Source organism: Paenibacillus sp. MCAF9, assembly GCF_052114265.1.
In the GTDB taxonomy this organism is placed as follows: domain Bacteria; phylum Bacillota; class Bacilli; order Paenibacillales; family Paenibacillaceae; genus Pristimantibacillus.
In genome coordinates this window covers 185,255-202,199 of sequence record NZ_JBFREL010000003.1, presented here as the reverse complement: position 1 = coordinate 202,199, position 16,945 = coordinate 185,255, and the positions used below count along the sequence as shown (strand labels likewise).

12 protein-coding genes are annotated in these 16,945 nt (G+C 42.6%); 10 read left to right on the top strand and 2 right to left on the bottom strand.

Translation table 11 applies throughout. From position 1 onward, the window contains the following. The first annotated feature begins 17 nt into the window (after positions 1-17). From AB4Z45_RS06415 to AB4Z45_RS06400, 4 genes are all read left to right on the top strand, one after another. Positions 18-1,658 (top strand): response regulator transcription factor, encoded by a 1,641-nt coding sequence (locus tag AB4Z45_RS06415; RefSeq protein ID WP_441908378.1) that lies wholly within the window; start codon positions 18-20, stop codon positions 1,656-1,658. Positions 1,659-1,761: 103 nt separating this feature from the next. Then, entirely contained in the window at positions 1,762-3,459 is a 1,698-nt protein-coding gene (locus AB4Z45_RS06410; RefSeq protein ID WP_441908377.1) for a sugar ABC transporter, read from the top strand. A gap of 335 nt (positions 3,460-3,794) precedes the next feature. Then, positions 3,795-4,655, top strand: coding sequence for an ABC transporter permease (locus tag AB4Z45_RS06405; protein WP_076267739.1), 861 nt, complete (start codon positions 3,795-3,797; stop codon positions 4,653-4,655). An 82-nt stretch (positions 4,656-4,737) separates the two neighbouring features. Continuing rightward, entirely contained in the window at positions 4,738-5,616 is an 879-nt protein-coding gene (locus AB4Z45_RS06400) for a carbohydrate ABC transporter permease (RefSeq protein WP_441908376.1), read from the top strand. A 673-nt stretch (positions 5,617-6,289) separates the two neighbouring features. On the opposite strand, the gene AB4Z45_RS06395 is transcribed toward AB4Z45_RS06400, so the two are convergent. Next, complete coding sequence (locus AB4Z45_RS06395; RefSeq protein ID WP_441908375.1) at positions 6,290-7,591, bottom strand: glycosyltransferase family 39 protein; 1,302 nt, start codon at positions 7,589-7,591, stop codon at positions 6,290-6,292. Positions 7,592-7,889: 298 nt separating this feature from the next. On the opposite strand from AB4Z45_RS06395, the gene AB4Z45_RS06390 reads away from it, so the two are divergent. From AB4Z45_RS06390 to AB4Z45_RS06365, 6 genes are all read left to right on the top strand, one after another. Next, positions 7,890-8,669: a YheC/YheD family protein gene (locus AB4Z45_RS06390; protein WP_441908374.1), complete on the top strand. Its 780-nt coding sequence runs from the start codon at positions 7,890-7,892 to the stop codon at positions 8,667-8,669. A 176-nt stretch (positions 8,670-8,845) separates the two neighbouring features. Then, positions 8,846-9,808 (top strand): ABC transporter permease, encoded by a 963-nt coding sequence (locus AB4Z45_RS06385; RefSeq protein ID WP_076267454.1) that lies wholly within the window; start codon positions 8,846-8,848, stop codon positions 9,806-9,808. 34 nt (positions 9,809-9,842) lie between these two features. Further along, positions 9,843-10,739 carry a carbohydrate ABC transporter permease gene (locus tag AB4Z45_RS06380; RefSeq protein WP_076267455.1) on the top strand — a complete coding sequence of 299 codons (897 nt, stop codon included), beginning with the start codon at positions 9,843-9,845 and terminating at the stop codon, positions 10,737-10,739. An 80-nt stretch (positions 10,740-10,819) separates the two neighbouring features. Further along, positions 10,820-12,475 carry an extracellular solute-binding protein gene (locus tag AB4Z45_RS06375; RefSeq protein ID WP_441908373.1) on the top strand — a complete coding sequence of 552 codons (1,656 nt, stop codon included), beginning with the start codon at positions 10,820-10,822 and terminating at the stop codon, positions 12,473-12,475. Between the two features lie 127 nt (positions 12,476-12,602). Beyond that, positions 12,603-14,144, top strand: a complete 1,542-nt coding sequence (locus AB4Z45_RS06370) for a response regulator (protein ID WP_441908372.1) — start codon at positions 12,603-12,605, stop codon at positions 14,142-14,144. Beyond that, entirely contained in the window at positions 14,141-15,919 is a 1,779-nt protein-coding gene (locus tag AB4Z45_RS06365; protein WP_441908371.1) for a sensor histidine kinase, read from the top strand. Before AB4Z45_RS06370 ends, AB4Z45_RS06365 begins: the two co-directional genes overlap by 4 nt. A gap of 41 nt (positions 15,920-15,960) precedes the next feature. On the opposite strand, the gene AB4Z45_RS06360 is transcribed toward AB4Z45_RS06365, so the two are convergent. Continuing rightward, positions 15,961-16,839 (bottom strand): LysR family transcriptional regulator, encoded by an 879-nt coding sequence (locus AB4Z45_RS06360; protein WP_441908370.1) that lies wholly within the window; start codon positions 16,837-16,839, stop codon positions 15,961-15,963. Positions 16,840-16,945 lie beyond the last annotated feature (106 nt).

Below are 16,945 nucleotides of genomic sequence, written 5' to 3'. Positions count from 1 at the left end.
AAAAAAGGGGTTTTCAAATGATTGAAATTTTATTGATTGATGATGAGTCGTATGTTACAGGAAGCTTGGAGAAGACCATTCCCTGGCTCTCGATTGGCATAAAAAGCGTGTATCAAGCGACATCTGCCTTTGAAGCGTTGGAGCTTCTTGAAGAAAACTCGATAGATATTGTCGTTACCGATATTGCGATGCCGGAAATGAACGGGCTTGAGCTCGTTCAAGAGATCAGCCAGCGCTGGCCTAACATAAAATGCATTCTGCTTACAGGGCATTCTGATTTTCAATACGCTAAAAAGGCCGTTCAGCTGCAAGCATTTGATTATATATTAAAGCCGGTAAATGACGATGAATTTGTGAAAACGATATCGGGAGCAATCGAAGCGCTAAAGGATGAATGGGAGCAGGCAGAGAAATATCAGCAGCTGCTGTATGACCGCAAATCTGATTTCAAGGTGCTGCGCGCCAATTTTATGGTTGACTTGGTATTAGGCAGACAGCTTTCGCCAAAGACGATTAAAGAGAAGCTGACGCAATACGAAATTTCTCTTGAGATAGAACGTCCAACCGTCATGATGCTCGTCCAACTGGGCAAACAATTTTCACATCTGGATTATAGCTCTTCCTCGCTTATGGAGTTTGCCGTAGGGAATATTGCGGAGGAGTCGTTTGCTCAGCATTTCCATGTATGGCATTGCAAAGCTCCGCATGAATATTTGCTTATTATGGCGCAGCCTAAAACGGAAGCTGGCGAGAAATCAGAATTTAGTATGGAAAGCCGCAATTTGCGTAAAACGATACTTGCCGAAGCAACCAAAAAGCTTCGTACAAATGTGAGCAACTATCTCAAAGGAGATATCTCGATTGTCGTTACGGATTGGTTTGAGTTTCCAAGTGCGATTACGACTGCGTATCGTTCCGGCCTAGGAGCGATGTTCATGATTGCAAATGAAGAACAGCACTCTATTCATTATTTGGAGGATCGCTCGGGCAAGGACAACACTTTTGTTAAATCGATGGAAAGCTTATATAAGCCGCCTACGATGATAACCTTGCTGGAGTCGAAGCGCTGGGATGCGGTAGAGCAGAAAATTAAAGATGTTTTTGCCGATTTGAAAAATACCAGATTCTCAAGAGAGCATCTATACGAGGTATACTTAGCGCTTACCAATGCTTTTATGTATATTACGCATAGACAGGGCCAATACGTATCCCAAATCAATGAGCTGGGTATCGATTTTATTTTGGATCAAACGGTTGTACTATCGCCTGATCGGCTGGAGGATTGGTCAATTGGCGTATTGCATAAGCTGCAAAGCGTGCTTTCAGTGAAAGAGGAGAGCTCCAAAAGCTTTATCGTTAAGCAGGTGCAGGAAATTGTTGCGAACAACCTCAGCTTAGATACGACTGTAAAAACGATTGCTGATCGCGTGTTTCTTCATCCGGTCTATCTCTCGAAAGTATTTAAAGCGGAAACGGGAGAAAGCTTAAGTGAATGGATCATCGGAATGAAGATGGAGCGGGCGCTTTATTTGCTGAAAAATACGAACAAAAAAATATATGAAATAACGAGTGAGCTTGGTTATCAGAATCCGCAATATTTTAGCAAAACGTTCAAAAAATATTATGGTATGACACCTCAGGAGTTTCGCGAACAGTAAAGTGGTTGTAAAAGGTGCTGATATGTTCGCTTTGTGTCATAGGCTGAAATTGCCCCTAAGCCTATAATTAAGCATGTAGAACATAATCATGAGGGGGATTACAATGAATATGAAAACAAAGAAACGGTTCACGTTCATGCTTTGTATGCTTCTAATCGTATCAGCCATCATTGGCTGCTCGAACAGCGGCAGCAAGGCAGAGCCGTCGAATAAGCCAAGCGACAACACTTCCGCGGGCAATGAGGAAAACCCTTACAAAGAGAAATACGATCCGCCGGTTACGATTTCCACGGTATGGGGAGTAGACCCTGCGCTAACCTTCCGTGAGGGAGAAACGATTGAAAACAACGTGGCAACAAAATGGGCGCTCGATACGCTTGGTATTAAAGTAGATTCCCTTTGGTCAGTGACAGATACAAATGGAGCATTTGCAACAAAAATGCGCCTTGCGATGTCTTCAGGACAAAAAATGCCGGATGTTGCTGTCGTTGGCGACAAACTGCTGGCACAAGATCTAATTGACTCCGGCATGTTCCAAGACGCAGGCGAGCTGTTTGATAAATATGCCGGCGAGAAATGGAAAGCGGCAATGAATCTTGATACCAGCGTATGGAATGCTTATATGCGTGATGGAAAACGAATCGGTATTCCTTTACTTGATTATGCTTACAACAACGACTATGTGCTCTGGATTCGTCAAGACTGGATGGATAAGCTTAATTTGAAAGCTCCAAAAACGATTGCTGAGCTGGAAACGGTAATGGAAGCTTTTAAAAACAATAATCCACAAGGATTGTCGCCAGAAAAAGTTGTTCCACTAAGCGTTGGCTTTAAAACGTCGATGAACACTTGGATGGGTGATCCATCATGGGTATTTGGCGCATATGGCACACTTCCAGCACAATGGAATGAGGCAGCGGATGGAACTTTGGAATACGGTTCTACGAACGCAGGCATGAAGCAAGGTCTTATTAAACTTAAAGAGTGGCGCGACAAAGGTTATATTCCGAAAGAAGCAGCACTGTGGGATGAGAATAAAACGTCTGAACCAGCTGTAGCTGGAACAGCAGGCATTATTCCTGGACCTTACTGGATGAGCGGCTGGCCGCTATTGGATACAGCAAAAAATGCTGAAGGCGCAGTATGGAAGCCTTATGCGATTCCAACTGGTGAAGACGGTAAAGCAATGCGTCACGGCACTTCCTTTGTAAATGGCGTTATTCTGATTAATAAAGATATGAAAAATCCAGAAGCTTTCTTCACTTACGAGAACTATCTATTCGACAACCTAGCTGACCCGCAAGAAGGAAGCCCGTTCGAGCTAGGCGCTTTTGAAGGTTATGATTACGCTCTTGATGCTAGCGGCAAACCGCTGTACTTGGATGATGTTCCAGGCGGTGCCATTACGGCTCCACTACGTTATTTCATTGTACGCGACGGTGCGCGTATTCCTGATGCACAGTTTAAAGCATTGCTTAACCTAGCTGACGGCAAAGAAGCAAAAACTTATCGCGAGAAGGAAGTTGTTGCGCAGTACGGGCCAGAAACGGCACTTGCGGCAACTGTCGTTATGGAGCAAGATGCGATTTCCAAGAAGGATATGTTTGTAGGACCTCCTACCAAAACAATGAAATCACGCATGGACTATTTGAAAAAAATCGAAGCTCAAACGTTTAATGAAATCATTTATGGCGCAAAACCGGCTGAAGCTTTCGATGAATTCGTGAAAAGCTGGAAGTCATCCGGCGGCGACGATATGACGAAAGAAGTTAATGAGTGGTATGCTGGTTTAACGAAATAAGCTTGACGAAATGCGGTCCCTGAGGGGCCGCATTTTTTTGTGTTATGGAGCAAGCTAAATTCACATGTTGGATCGCAAAAGTGGTTGCATTTGTGCCATGAATGTTGGGTTTGTTAGCTACTTCAATTTTTCCGTCGCTGATATAATTTTTATATAAGGAACGCGATGCATACGTGCCGTGACAGGCTGATTGCGTTCTACATTTCATCCAGCGGGAGGAACAAAACATGTCTCAGCAGCAAACAATTCAACCAGATGACATTTCGGTATCTGTTGTCAAATCAAAAGGAAAACCGCTGTTTTATTACCTTATAAAGCAATGGCCATTCCATCTTATGGTGCTTCCATCCCTCGTCTTTCTAATCATCTTCGCATACTTGCCAATGGGTGGACTTGTAATGGCTTTTCAGGATTATAAACCATGGCTAGGCCTGACAGGCTCGGAATGGGTTGGACTGGACCAGTTCCGCTATTTGTTCGAGAGGCAAGACAGCCTGCAGGTGATCTGGAACACGCTAATCATCGCTATTTTCAAAATGGTACTGAATCTTTTTGCTCCATTCGTATTCGCTATTCTATTAAATGAAATTAGAAAACAGCTTGTCAAACGTTTTGTACAGACGCTAGTCTATTTGCCGCATTTTTTATCTTGGGTTATCTTGGGCGGTATTCTTACAGATCTTCTATCGACGGAAGGCGGGCTGGTGAACCGTCTCCTAACAGGAATATTCGGAATCGAGCCGATTTTTTTCCTAGGCGATGGCGACTGGTTCCGCTTCACTGTTATCCTCTCTGATGTATGGAAAGAGTTTGGCTTCGGTACCGTCGTATTCCTTGCAGCGCTCGCCAACGTTAACCCATCGCTTTACGAGGCTGCAGAGGTGGATGGCGCAAGCCGCTGGAAGCAGACGCTTCATATTACGGTTCCGTCGATGATTCCGATTGCTATTGTAGTCGGTACACTGGCGCTCGGAAACGTGCTGAATGCGGGCTTCGATCAAATTTTCAACCTTTATAATTCCTTGGTTTACGCGAAGGGCGATATTATTGATACGTTTGTATACCGCACTGCTATTTTAAGCGGCGAAATGGGCTTTGGTACGGCAATCGGATTGTTTAAATCGGTGATCAGCTTTGTCTTAGTCGTTATCTCCTATCGCCTTGCTTACAAACTAGCCAATTACAGAATTTTTTAAAAAATATAAGCAAGATCGCGAAACGAGTTAGCCGTCTGAGGACGCGATGACCGTTTACGCTAGCCAAAGGAGGACCTGCCGAATGTATCATAAATCACCATCCTATCGCGTTTTCAACACGTTTAATACGATCCTATTGATCGTTCTTGCCCTGCTGTGTGTGATTCCGCTGCTGCATGTGCTTGCGGTTTCGCTAAGTGCAAAGGCGGCAGCGGATGCCAATATCGTCGGTCTATGGCCGGTCGATTTCACGTTGGATGCTTACCGAAAAACGACAAGCAATCCGATCTTTCTAAACTCGATGTGGATCGCCGTTCAGAGGACGGTAATTGGAACGCTGCTGACCTTGGTGTTAGCTTTCTTGGCTGCCTATCCATTATCCAAAGAAAACACCGCATTCCGCGGCAGAAATATTTATGCATGGCTATTCGTATTCACGATGCTCTTCAACGGGGGACTTGTCCCGTTTTATATGGTCATTCAAAAGATTGGCCTTATGGACAACTTTTGGGTACTCGTCCTTCCAGGAGCGGTTAATGTCTTCTTAACGATCCTCATGCTCAACTTTTTCCGCGGAGTACCCAAGGAGCTGGAGGAAGCAGCGCTCATTGATGGAGCAGGACATTTTCGTACATTGTTCAGCATCTATCTACCGGTTTCTTTGCCGGCTATTGCAACGCTTGCTTTGTTCAGCATGGTCTTTCATTGGAATTCATGGTTTGACGGCCTGCTTTATATCGGAGATCCAAAGCGTTATCCGCTGGCCACATTCCTTCAAACGGTCATTATTCAGCGCGATATGAGCTCAATGAGCATGAACCCAGCTGATTTAGCGCTAATCTCACAAAAAACAGTAAAATCAGCCCAAATCTTCATCGGCGCTCTCCCGATACTTATCGTATATCCATTCCTCCAAAAGTTTTTTGTCAAAGGTCTGGTAATGGGTTCGGTCAAAGAGTAATCGAGTAAACACAACACACACTCACATCCCACCAAAAAACAGGGGCTGTCTCAAAAGTCATTTTGCGATTTTTTGAGTACTAATTAGAACTTATTTTCTTTGAGAAAAAGGACCTCAACCTCCACTATACAGTGGAATTTGAGGTCCTTTCCTTTGGAAACGGGGATGTTCCCCTGTTATGCGAAGACTTTTGAGGCAGCGTCTGCAGCAGCTTCATCTAAGCGCAGAAATGCACTTATTTAACGAACTCTTCTTCAAATCTGCTCAATTAGAGGTATTTGCATTATTTCAATCTTGTTTGTTAAAAACAGGTGTACTTTTGCACTTATTTACTCTCCACTATCGGTTCACGCACATTACAAACATACAACATGCATAAGCCACTTACACAATCAAATCAGACTCTAATACTAATCAGCGGGTTATGCACCCAAAGTAAAGCGTGTCCCAAAGGGACGAAAGCGTTCCAACGCAAACGCAGTAAACGAGCGCATGGCTAGCTTTAACGTTAGTCCAATTGCGGGTGTCCAGAGGGCGCAGCCCTTGGGGCCCTCCCTTGGAAGGGAGGGTTTGGGAGGGTTCGAAACGCTTTTGAAGGTCCGGTAGTAATCCTATAAGGTTTGGAAAAGCCTTTGAAGGTCTGGTAGAAGCCTCTAAAGGTTTGGTTCCCCCTTTAATGGTTTGGTTGTCTCAAAGAACTTCTCTTCTTCGAACGCACAGCTTCAACTAGCTCATGAATGAGATAGGCTGCATATATGGTGATAAACGCCATAATGAAGTAACCGTATCGTTCAAACGTAATAAATGGCAGCGAAGTAAAAATGAAATATAAAATGGTTATTATCAATATCGATAGTTCTTTGCGTTTGCTTTTAAAAATAACCGTCATGAGCAATCCAATTACTCCGAGCAATAGCAGCACGTAGTGATATACGCCCACGATGGGTTTTGAAATATGAAGTACAGGCTTCCAATAATAAGGTACTTTGACCATATCGACTACCCGATCAACGGTGTAATGTTTAATATAACGATTGCGATCCGTTTCAAATCCATAATTTCTAATTTTTTTGGCAAGCTCAACTTGAATTTCATTGGATTCGATGGCATCCTTTGCCTCGCCTAACCGCTTAAAGTCCTCACTGAATTTCTCTTCTGCACCAGCTGGATATCTCCAATCGATCATAGCTCCCAATACAGATGGATTGCCGGACGAGAGCGTGAGCGGAATAAATTTATCAAATACGACAGCATTTCTTATCCACCAAGGGGAAATGCAAATTAATATTACAGCAGATACAACAATAGCTGGTTTAATAATCTCTTTTATTTTATATCCTCTAACTAGCATGTAGATTAAAAATACGACCGGAAGGAGTGCAAAGTTTGGCCTTGCATATATCCCGATACTTAAACATACTGCTGCAATGGCGAACCAACTCAATTTCTTTTTATCTACTGCTACAATTCCGGTATAAATAAACAGCCATAAAAATAATTGCCCAAAGGCTTCCGTTAAAATCAAATTTGCTGCCATATAGTTAGGAGCATATAGCGCGAACAGCAGGATTGCTATTACACCGATTCGTTCATGGAAAAATCGGCGACAAACTTGATAAAGAAGAATCATCGTTCCTGCCATCATTAGTACTTGAAGAATGCGGAATGCGGTAATTCCGTTCCAATATCCAAATATCTTCATACAAAATGCCAACACCATCGTAAGGGCAGGCATAATAAATACAGTCGAATCTTCTACTTTGTGATAAGTAAATGTACCTTCATTAAGTAAGGTCTCGGCACTTCGTATATATTTTACATCATCGTTATTATATTCTTCGAAATTGCCTAAATACATATCGCTGCCTTGCTGAAACGTGATGAATGTTCCTATTGCAATGAAAAACACAACAACAGCTGCTAAAATAATACGGTATAAAAGTGCCTCATTGTCTACTTTTTGAAAAATTTTCATTTCATTGCCCCGCTTTTCATGATTTATAACTCTTATAAATAATAATGTGACCTCAAGCTTTGTGTCTAATGGGTCTATTTGGGTTAAACGAGTTCTTTCAAGATACAACCATTCCTATCATTCCTAGTTTTTATTCTGCTGCTCACCTTTCGCTTATATTAACTCCATTATAACGTGTATCATATGAAAAATGTTCCAATCCGTTGGAAGAAAAATGGATTAGTATATTTGATGTCTATAAACGTTCGTACAGTTGCACTTGTTCATCCTGTCATAAAGTAAGCTGAGGTGAACTTTTGTGTATAAAAAAAAGTATGCAAGTCGCAATATAAGAGGAAAACTGCGCGTCTGCAAATACTTATGTGCGAATAAAAAATTGAAGCGGTATGTACCGCATACGGTATCATTCAGCCGTGAGCACTTGCAGATGATGCTAAACCGTCATGACACGGTTTATGTCAAGCCAGATATTGGCTCGCTCGGTTTGGGCATATTTAAGCTGAAACGGGTAAATTCAGGCTATGAGCTTTATTCAATCGTTAAGAAAAAGCAAATACAAAAAAAATATAATTCCGTTTCCGAGGCTTATTCGCAAATAAAGAAAATGAAATCGAGTAGGCTCATTATTCAAAAAGGAATTTCATTAGATCGCGTGAATGGATGTCCCTACGATATTCGAGCGATGGTTCAGCGGAAGCCGGAAGGCAAGTGGGTTTGTACGGGTTTTATGGTAAAGGTAGGGGCTCGCCATAAAATTGTAACGAACTATTACCAAGGCGGAGCAATCTATTCGATGAAAAAACTTGGAAAAAGGCAAGGACTTTCTATTGAAGCAACGGATAAGCGGATCAGCAGACTAAGCAAGGTGGCCTTGCGAATATCGCGGACATTAAGCAATAAACGTTCGGGTATGCATGAGCTTGGCATCGACTTTGCATATGATCAGAAGCAGCAGTTATGGGTTCTAGAGGTGAATTCCAATCATCCGCAATTTCATCCCCTTAAAAAGCTTGATCCTTCGGCCTATAAAAAAATGAAACAGTTTGCTGCCAGCTACGGAAGGCGCGATGCAAAATGAAAAAAAATGTAAAGCAGATCGAGACGATTTCTCGATCTGCTTTTTTTATACTTATTAATGATTGCGCTTACTCCAATGATTGAAAAGTATCATTTTTAGTTGTTCAGATAGCTATTAGTGCGTTTATGATCGCGATAGAATACTAGTAGAACAACTAGAGCAAGGGGGATTGAGTAGTGGCGCAACTATCCGTTAATGAAGAACTATTAAAAAAACCAAAACCTAAAACTAAAAATGCGTTTCTGCGTTTCGCAAAACAATGGGACATTCAAATGATGGTATTGCCGGCATTGTTACTAATCATCGTGTTTAGTTACATCCCAATGTACGGTATATTGATGGCATTTCAAGACTACAGCATCTTCAAAGGTTTTATGGCAAGCGAATGGGTTGGATTAAAACATTTTGACATGTTCTTCAGCTCCCCGGAGTTTTTCAAGGTCATGCGAAATACGGTTATTATCAGCTTGTTGAAATTTTTCATTGGATTCCCGGCACCGATTTTGCTGGCGCTTATGCTTAACGAAGTGAAAAACCTAATGTTTAAGCGGCTGGTTCAAACGGTAAGTTACCTGCCTCACTTTATGTCATGGGTAATCGTTGCGGGACTGATTATGTCGATGCTGTCCACGGACAATGGAAGCATTAACATCGTACTTGAAAAAATGAACTTTATCGATGAACCGATCAACTTTCTATCACTTCCAGAATTATTCTGGTCCATCCTCGTTTCGACTGGGGTATGGAAGGAAATTGGATTTGGCTCCATCGTATATCTAGCAGCAATAGCAAGTATTGATCCTAGCATGTATGAAGCAGCATCTATGGATGGTGCGAGTAAGTTCAAACAAATCTTTTTGATCACATTGCCTTCGATCATGCCGGTTGTCCTTATCTTCATGATTCTGGCGATTGGCAATCTACTCAATGCAGGTTTCGAAGACATTCTATTGCTTGCTGTAAACCCTGTACTCAGGGACGTGTCAGATGTTATCGATACGTACGTTTATCGAGTCGGGATACAAAGCTCTAGATACTCATACGCAACAGCGGTTGGATTGTTCAAAGCCGTTATCAGCGTAGGACTTTTGACAATGGCGAACTTTCTGGCACGCAGGGCCGGCAGCAGCTTGTGGTAAACTATACAATTAGCCCGGAAAGGCGGATGATGCAGTGATCAGGCTCAGTTTTGGAGACCGCGTGATGACGGTGACCATCTACATCTTACTAACGTTATTAGCTTTTATGACCTTTTATCCATTCTGGAATGCACTTGTCATATCCTTCAACAGCGGAATTGACACCTCCATGGGGGGCGTAACCTTTTGGCCGCGTGATTGGACTTTAGAAAACTACGGTATCGTATTCAAGGATGAACGATTGGTAACTGCGTTTCTGGTATCGATCAGTCGGACGGTTGTCGGTACAATCGCATCCATATTTATAACGGCATTATTCGCCTATGGCCTCTCGAAGAAAGAATTGATGGGCCGCAAGTTTTACATGATCTTGTGTATCATTACGATGTACTTCAGTGGTGGACTTATTCCTTCTTTCTTGCTCATTCGTGAGCTTCATCTCATGAATACATTCTGGGTATTCATTATTCCAACACTAGTCAGCGTTTGGAACATGATCATCTTCCGCACATTCTTCCAAGGCTTGCCTGCAGGGCTTGAGGAATCGGCGAAAATCGATGGAAGCGGCAACTGGGGTATCTTCTTCCGCATTGTTGTTCCACTCTCTGGTCCCGTTATTGCAACGTTGTCGCTTTTCACGGCTGTTTTTCATTGGAATGATTGGTTTGGTCCAAGTATTTACATCACCAATGAGAAGCTGCTTCCTATACAAACGATGCTTAAGCAGATTTTGAACTCCAATATCGTATCGGATCAAATGTCACAGCTAGATTCTGCAGCGCAAGGGCAGTTAGCCAAAATGAGAACGGTAACGAGCAAATCGTTGTCTATGGCAACGATGATGGTTGCCACGATTCCTATCATTATGGTGTATCCATTCGTTCAAAAATATTTCGTTAAAGGTGTTCTTGTTGGATCATTGAAAGAGTAGCAGGCAGTTTAATAAGACATGTGGTTTAGAGCGAAAGCTTTGAACATATAAAAATGAGCTTGAAAGGGGATATTAAACAGATGAAAAAAAGAAAACTACTCGTCCCAATCGTCTCTGCATTTATGGCCGTTTCTTTAATGGCAGGCTGTAGCGGTAATTCCGGTAAAACAGAAAACGGAGAAACAGGAAGCAAGCCGGAGGAAAATAGCGGCAATAAGCCGGCATCGGTTTATGAACTTGGCAAGGAGCAGCTTGATTTCACCCTTTATGGCCATTATGACTGGTACACAATGCCAGCATGGGGCGGCGACATTACGAGTACTTGGATTAGAGATACAAAGAAAGTAAACGTAAAACCAATCCACTCCGGTGGTGCGGCTCCACAAAAGCTGAATACGATGATCGCGACTGGCGAGCTTCCTGATGCGATCTGGCTAGAGCGCGTTGATGTTGAGAAATTGCGCACAGCTGATCTGCTTGTTCCATTCGACGACTATCTTGATAAATATCCGAACTTGAAAAAATGGTTGGGCGATGAAGGCATCAACATGCTACGTTCAGAAGATGGCAAGCTTTATCAATTCCCTAACTGGTATACTAAACAACCTAACGGCAACGCTGGTTATGTTGTAAACAAAAAGATCTACACAGAGCTTGGTTCACCTAAGCTTGAAACAACAGACGATCTGTACAGCTACTTGAAGCTGGTTAAAGAAAAATATCCGAATGTTGTTCCTTACGAGCCGCATTTAGCAAAAGATGGACAAGGCCTTGATGTATTGTACTCTGCATTCAAAGAAAACGATCAGAAGTTCCCAGGCATGCGTGCTGTGCCTAACGGCGACAAGCTGACTTCGATCTTCCTTGACCCTGAGTACCGTGAAGCAATGCAATACACTTCCAAGCTGTTCCGTGAAAAATTGATTACGCAAGATGCAATGACGCAAACGGTTGACCAAATTACTGAAAAAGTAATGACTGGCCGTGTAGCCGTATTTGCATCAGCAAGCCCGACTGAAATTGCAATGCAAGCACATGCTGAGCTTACGAAAAACGATCCAGAAGCTGGATATTTCATGATCTGGCCGATTCACAAAGAAGGCGTTGACAAAAACAAAGTATTCCCTGGTACGTATGGTATGTTAGGCTGGAACGTAACGGTTATTACGAAAAGCGCTAAAAACCCAGAAGCAATCTTCGCTTTCTATGACTGGTTGACTGGTCCTGAAGGACAAAGCGCTTTGATGTGGGGACCTCCAGGAATCTATTGGGATGGCGTAGAAGCTGACGGCGAAACTCCGAAGTTCACAGAAAAATACACTTCCGATGCAGGCGGTCTTGGCAAGCTTCAAGCGATTACAACGAACCTTAACTGGGTTGGTAACACAGTATTCCTAGATACAACAAAAGCTAAATTTGAAGAGTCGTTGCCAGTTGAGCAACAAAACTGGTCTACTCGTTATCAACGTGAAATTACGTGGAAAACGCAATCCAATGCAACAGAATTCATTAACATCGATCCACAACCGGATACAGAAGAAGGTATCATCCGTCAACGTATCGAGGACTTGTTCCTAGAAGTTAGAGCAAAAGCATTGTTCGCGAAAAATGATGCTGAAGTACTAGCTGTTCTTGATAAAGGCGAAAAAGATGCTCAAGCTGCTGGTTATGATAAATTGCTAGCATTCAAAACAGAGAAATGGCAAGCTAACCTTGCAAAAATGAAAGCTGAATAAGCCATAGCTTTTCGTAAAAACGACGGGTATACTAAGATATTTAGTGTACCCGAGTTTTTTCGTTTTAATAGAACGATGAAATGTTCGATGAACGTAAAGCCTTTGCCTAATTGGAGCTGATAACATCATGTATAAAGTATTGCTGGCGGACGACGAGAAGCTGGATTTGGAAGGCATGCGTGCTTTTATTCCTTGGACAGATCTCGGTATGGAAATCGTAGCGGGTGTGATGAACGGATTTGATGCTTGTAAAGTGCTGGATACGGAAAAAATAGATATTCTTGTAACTGACGTCCGTATGCCTAATATGACGGGGCTTGAGCTGGCTAGACGCGCACTCGAGATGTCGAAGGATATTAAAATTATTTTCGTAAGCGGATATCAGGATTTCAGCTATGTTAAGCAGGCATTGTCGCTTAATGCTGTCAATTATGTTTTAAAGCCGATGGATGATCAGGAGCTGATTGATTCCCTGCTTAAGGTTCGAGATGTTTTGGATCATGAGCAAGAGCGGCAAAATACGTATGGACAAATGGTTCCGATCGTAAAAAATGAATATATGCTCCAATTGCTTGAAGGAACGAGCGATGACAAAACCATCGAGGTATTGAGTCAAGAATATGAGATGAATCGTTTTCTCTATCCTGGCTTAGTAGCCGTAATTGAAGTCGATGATTTGTCTTGGAAACTGAACGATGAGACGCGGGCAGAGCAGGATGAGATTCAGCAAGTGGTATCGATCTGTAAGGAGTTTGGCATTTCGCATATTTGCAAAATAAGCAAATTCCGGGTTGCGATTCTCATTGAGCAATCGGATCAAGATTTTTTGCCACTCAAGATCGTAAATCGAGTCAACGAACAGCATACCTTCTCCATTACCGCAGGCGTTGGTGAGTTCTGTGATTCGATCAACGAATTCTCGGCCTCCTATCGTCAGGCAGTTGAAGCTTTGGACTTGAAAATGTTTTACGGCAAAGGAAAGGTCATTGGTCACGGCGAGGTTAGGCCGGCAGAGAAAGAGGATGTTAAGCATCTCGATGCGAAGCTGGAAGCCTTGTTTGTTGCGATGTCGGGTTATGAGCTCGTTCGCATTCATGATGAGCTGGATGACTTATTTCAGGTTGCCAAAAACTTAAAGTCAAAGTTTACGCTGCGCAACTATGCGCTTTATATCGTAATGAAGCTTGATAATTATTTGCAAAGAACGAATGAAAATGTATTTCAGCTGCTTGGCATGGAGCTGAATAATTACGATATCATTATGCAGTTTGAGACGATCAACGATATTCATGTGTGGCTGAGACGCAGGGTTTACGAAATATCCGAAACTTTGCAGGCAAACAAGCATAAAAAAAATTGGAAGCTTATTAAACAAATGATTGATTATATGAAAGAACGTACACATGATAACATTACATTGCGTGATTTGGCGGAGCAATTTTCATTATCGCCGAACTACCTTGGCCTTATTTTTAAAGAGGAGACAGGTAAAAACTTCAGCGAATATTTTATTCAGCTGCGCATGGAGAAATCGTGTGAGCTGCTCAAAACAACAAATATGAAAATTTATGAGATAGCAGATCAGGTAGGCTATCGTCACTTGCCATATTTCAGCAAGCAATTTAAAGAAATGTACGGTATGACGCCGTTGGAGTTTAGACGAAAATGACCAAACATAAGAAGGAGCACCGTTATATTCCGTTTGGAATTAAAATTATGCTCACCTACAGCTTGTTTATCATGGTGCCGGTGATCCTAATTGGCTATGCAGCGAATGTTATTTTTACAAGCTCCATTCAAGAGCGAACCCGCGAGATTAATCTTGGTACGCTGGCTCAGATGAAGGACAATATTATGTACAAAATGGAGGATGTGTCACGTATATCCGGCATGCTTTATTTTGACAGTAATCTTGCATCCTATTTGCGTCATTATGAAGAAGGCTGGGTTAGCTACGAAGCCACGACGAAGCAGCTCCTTCCAAAAATGCAAACAACGGTGGAGGCAGCAAGCAACAAAATGCGTCTTGCAGTCTATCTACATAACAATACATTGCCGGAAATTTATCACAATTATAATAATACCGATCCGCTTAACGCGGAGGGGCCATTATTTGATTTGTACCATATTTCTAGAATCAAGGACAGGGCATGGTATATAGATTACCCCGTGGAGCGGTATGGCGAGACCATGCAGTGGAAGCAGGTTGAAGGGGATACAAAATTCGGGCATATTTCCTTGCTCAGAAGACTTGTTAATATGAATGATCCCATTACGCTTGAGGAAATTGGTTTCGTTCGTATTAGCCTGAGACTTACCGATCTGCTCGAGAGCGTTGATTCTGAGAAAATCGGTAAAGGAACGAAAATTTTTGCACTCAACGAGAATGGAAGAATTATGTTCTCTTCCGGAGATACCGATTTTAATATTGGTGAATCGCTGAGTGAAGCGGAAATGGCGGACTATTGGGCCGTAGAGGAAAAGATTCCACAGCTGAATTGGAAGCTGCTCGCACTCGTTCCAACCGATATTATGGAGAAGGCTACTGACAAGGTAAAGCTTTGGACCTTCTTAATTTGCTTGGCTTGCTTTATTGTATTTTCACTTGCAGGCTTGTATATTTCTCGCTTTTATTCCCGTAAGGTTATCAAGATCGTTCGTGTGCTGGATGCCTTTCAAGAAGGGAATTTCAAGAAAAAGATTCATTTTAAAGGGAAGGATGAATTTACGCGCATTTCCTTTGCTTTAAACGATATGGGTCATAATATTGACGGATTAATTCAAGAAGTCTATATGACAAATATGAAGAAAAAGGAAGCGGAGCTGGAATCGCTGCAAGCGCAAATCAATCCGCATTTTTTATATAACACATTGTCCTCGATCAGTAGATTGGCTAAGTTTGGACAGGTAGATAAGCTGCAGCGAATGGTGCTTGATTTAGCGAAATTTTACCGGCTATCTCTGAATGAAGGTAGAACCGTTATTCCGATTCGGAATGAGCTGGAGCAGATTAATGCATATATCAATATTCAGAAGACGAAATTCGAAGACGGTATGCAAATCTGGTTTGACATTGATCCTAATATTTTAAGATTTACGACCGTAAAGCTTATTTTACAGCCCTTTATCGAAAATGCGCTTGAGCATGCTTGGTATGGAGCACAGATTAACATTCGAATCGTAGGCAAGATGGAGGGAGATTTAATAACTTTCCAAGTCATTGATGACGGCGTTGGCATTAATCCTGAGATTTTACGCCAAATGTCCGATCCTATTGAGAGAGTGAATGTGGGCTACGGGGTTCGGAATGTGGACGAGCGGATCAAGCTTCATTTTGGAGCAGAATACGGCGTTCGTATCGTGAGCAAAAGAGGAATGGGCACATCCATTTCGATCACTATTCCAGCTAGAAAAAAAGATATGGAACCAGAACGTCCTATTTAGAATAGGACGTTTTTTTATGCATTTAGTTTTTTGCCAAGCGGCTAAGGCAGCAGCTCCAAAAATCGTTTGGATGCTGCGGATTGCGGCACACCGCGAAGCGTTGCGATACCGATGCTGCGTGCGGGGATGGGAGGGTTCAGCGGAATTTCGACGAGCTTGCCAGAAGCAAGCTCATCAGCAGCATAGCTGCGAACGAGGAAGGCCAGCCCAAAGCCGCTTCGTGCGAACTTTGCAAGCAAATCCATGCTGCCAAGCTCAAGCTCTGGCCTGAGCTTTGTACCATGCGCAGCGGCATACTCGTCAAGGAACTCTCGTGTGCTCGCCCCTTTTTCCAGAAGCAATAACGGGTACTTGCTAATATCCTCAAGCTCGATGGTGGTATCGCCAAGAGATGAATAAGCGGGACCACCGACGAGTATATCCTGCAAGGGCACGCTTAACCGAAAGTCTAGCTGACTGTCTGAAGCAGGCATATGTACGATGCCAAAATCAATTTTTCCTTCTTTTAGAAGCTGGATGGTTTCAGGTGTAGTTCGATTCGTCACACGAATGCGAATCTCTGGATATTCCGTATGGAACTGCTCCAAATACGGCATCAAATAATGCTTGCATAACGTGTCGCTTGCACCGATACTAATTTCACCGCTTTGCAGGTTGTGCATTTCCGCGAGCATTTTTTCCCCTATCTCAATAAAGCTATACGCTTGCTCGATATATCGAAAGAGTACCTTGCCCTCAGTCGTAAGCTTAACGCCCTTGGCCATACGGAAAAAAAGCTGGCCGCCTAGCTTTGCCTCTAATTGCTTAATCGTATGCGTGACGGCTGGCTGTGTAATATAAAGCTGTTCTGCAGCGCGCGATAAGCTTCCTGTCTTAGCCGTCCAATAAAAGACGCGATACCACTCCATGTTTACGATCATAGATATAATCCCACCTAATATGAAGTATTAGTTATATCAATTATTTTAATGTCACATGATTCATTATAATAAACCTTAAAGGGCAATAACAACATTAGGAGGCGAT

What these genes read in the sequence shown, in the direction of transcription:
- AB4Z45_RS06415 (WP_441908378.1), top strand. Translation starts at nt 18, where the DNA reads ATGATTGAAATTTTATTGATTGATGATGAGTCGTATGTTACAGGAAGC.
- AB4Z45_RS06410 (WP_441908377.1), top strand. Translation starts at nt 1,762, where the DNA reads ATGAATATGAAAACAAAGAAACGGTTCACGTTCATGCTTTGTATGCTT.
- AB4Z45_RS06405 (WP_076267739.1), top strand. Translation starts at nt 3,795, where the DNA reads ATGGTGCTTCCATCCCTCGTCTTTCTAATCATCTTCGCATACTTGCCA.
- AB4Z45_RS06400 (WP_441908376.1), top strand. Translation starts at nt 4,738, where the DNA reads ATGTATCATAAATCACCATCCTATCGCGTTTTCAACACGTTTAATACG.
- AB4Z45_RS06395 (WP_441908375.1), bottom strand. Translation starts at nt 7,591, where the DNA reads ATGAAAATTTTTCAAAAAGTAGACAATGAGGCACTTTTATACCGTATT.
- AB4Z45_RS06375 (WP_441908373.1), top strand. Translation starts at nt 10,820, where the DNA reads ATGAAAAAAAGAAAACTACTCGTCCCAATCGTCTCTGCATTTATGGCC.
- AB4Z45_RS06370 (WP_441908372.1), top strand. Translation starts at nt 12,603, where the DNA reads ATGTATAAAGTATTGCTGGCGGACGACGAGAAGCTGGATTTGGAAGGC.
- AB4Z45_RS06365 (WP_441908371.1), top strand. Translation starts at nt 14,141, where the DNA reads ATGACCAAACATAAGAAGGAGCACCGTTATATTCCGTTTGGAATTAAA.
- AB4Z45_RS06360 (WP_441908370.1), bottom strand. Translation starts at nt 16,839, where the DNA reads ATGATCGTAAACATGGAGTGGTATCGCGTCTTTTATTGGACGGCTAAG.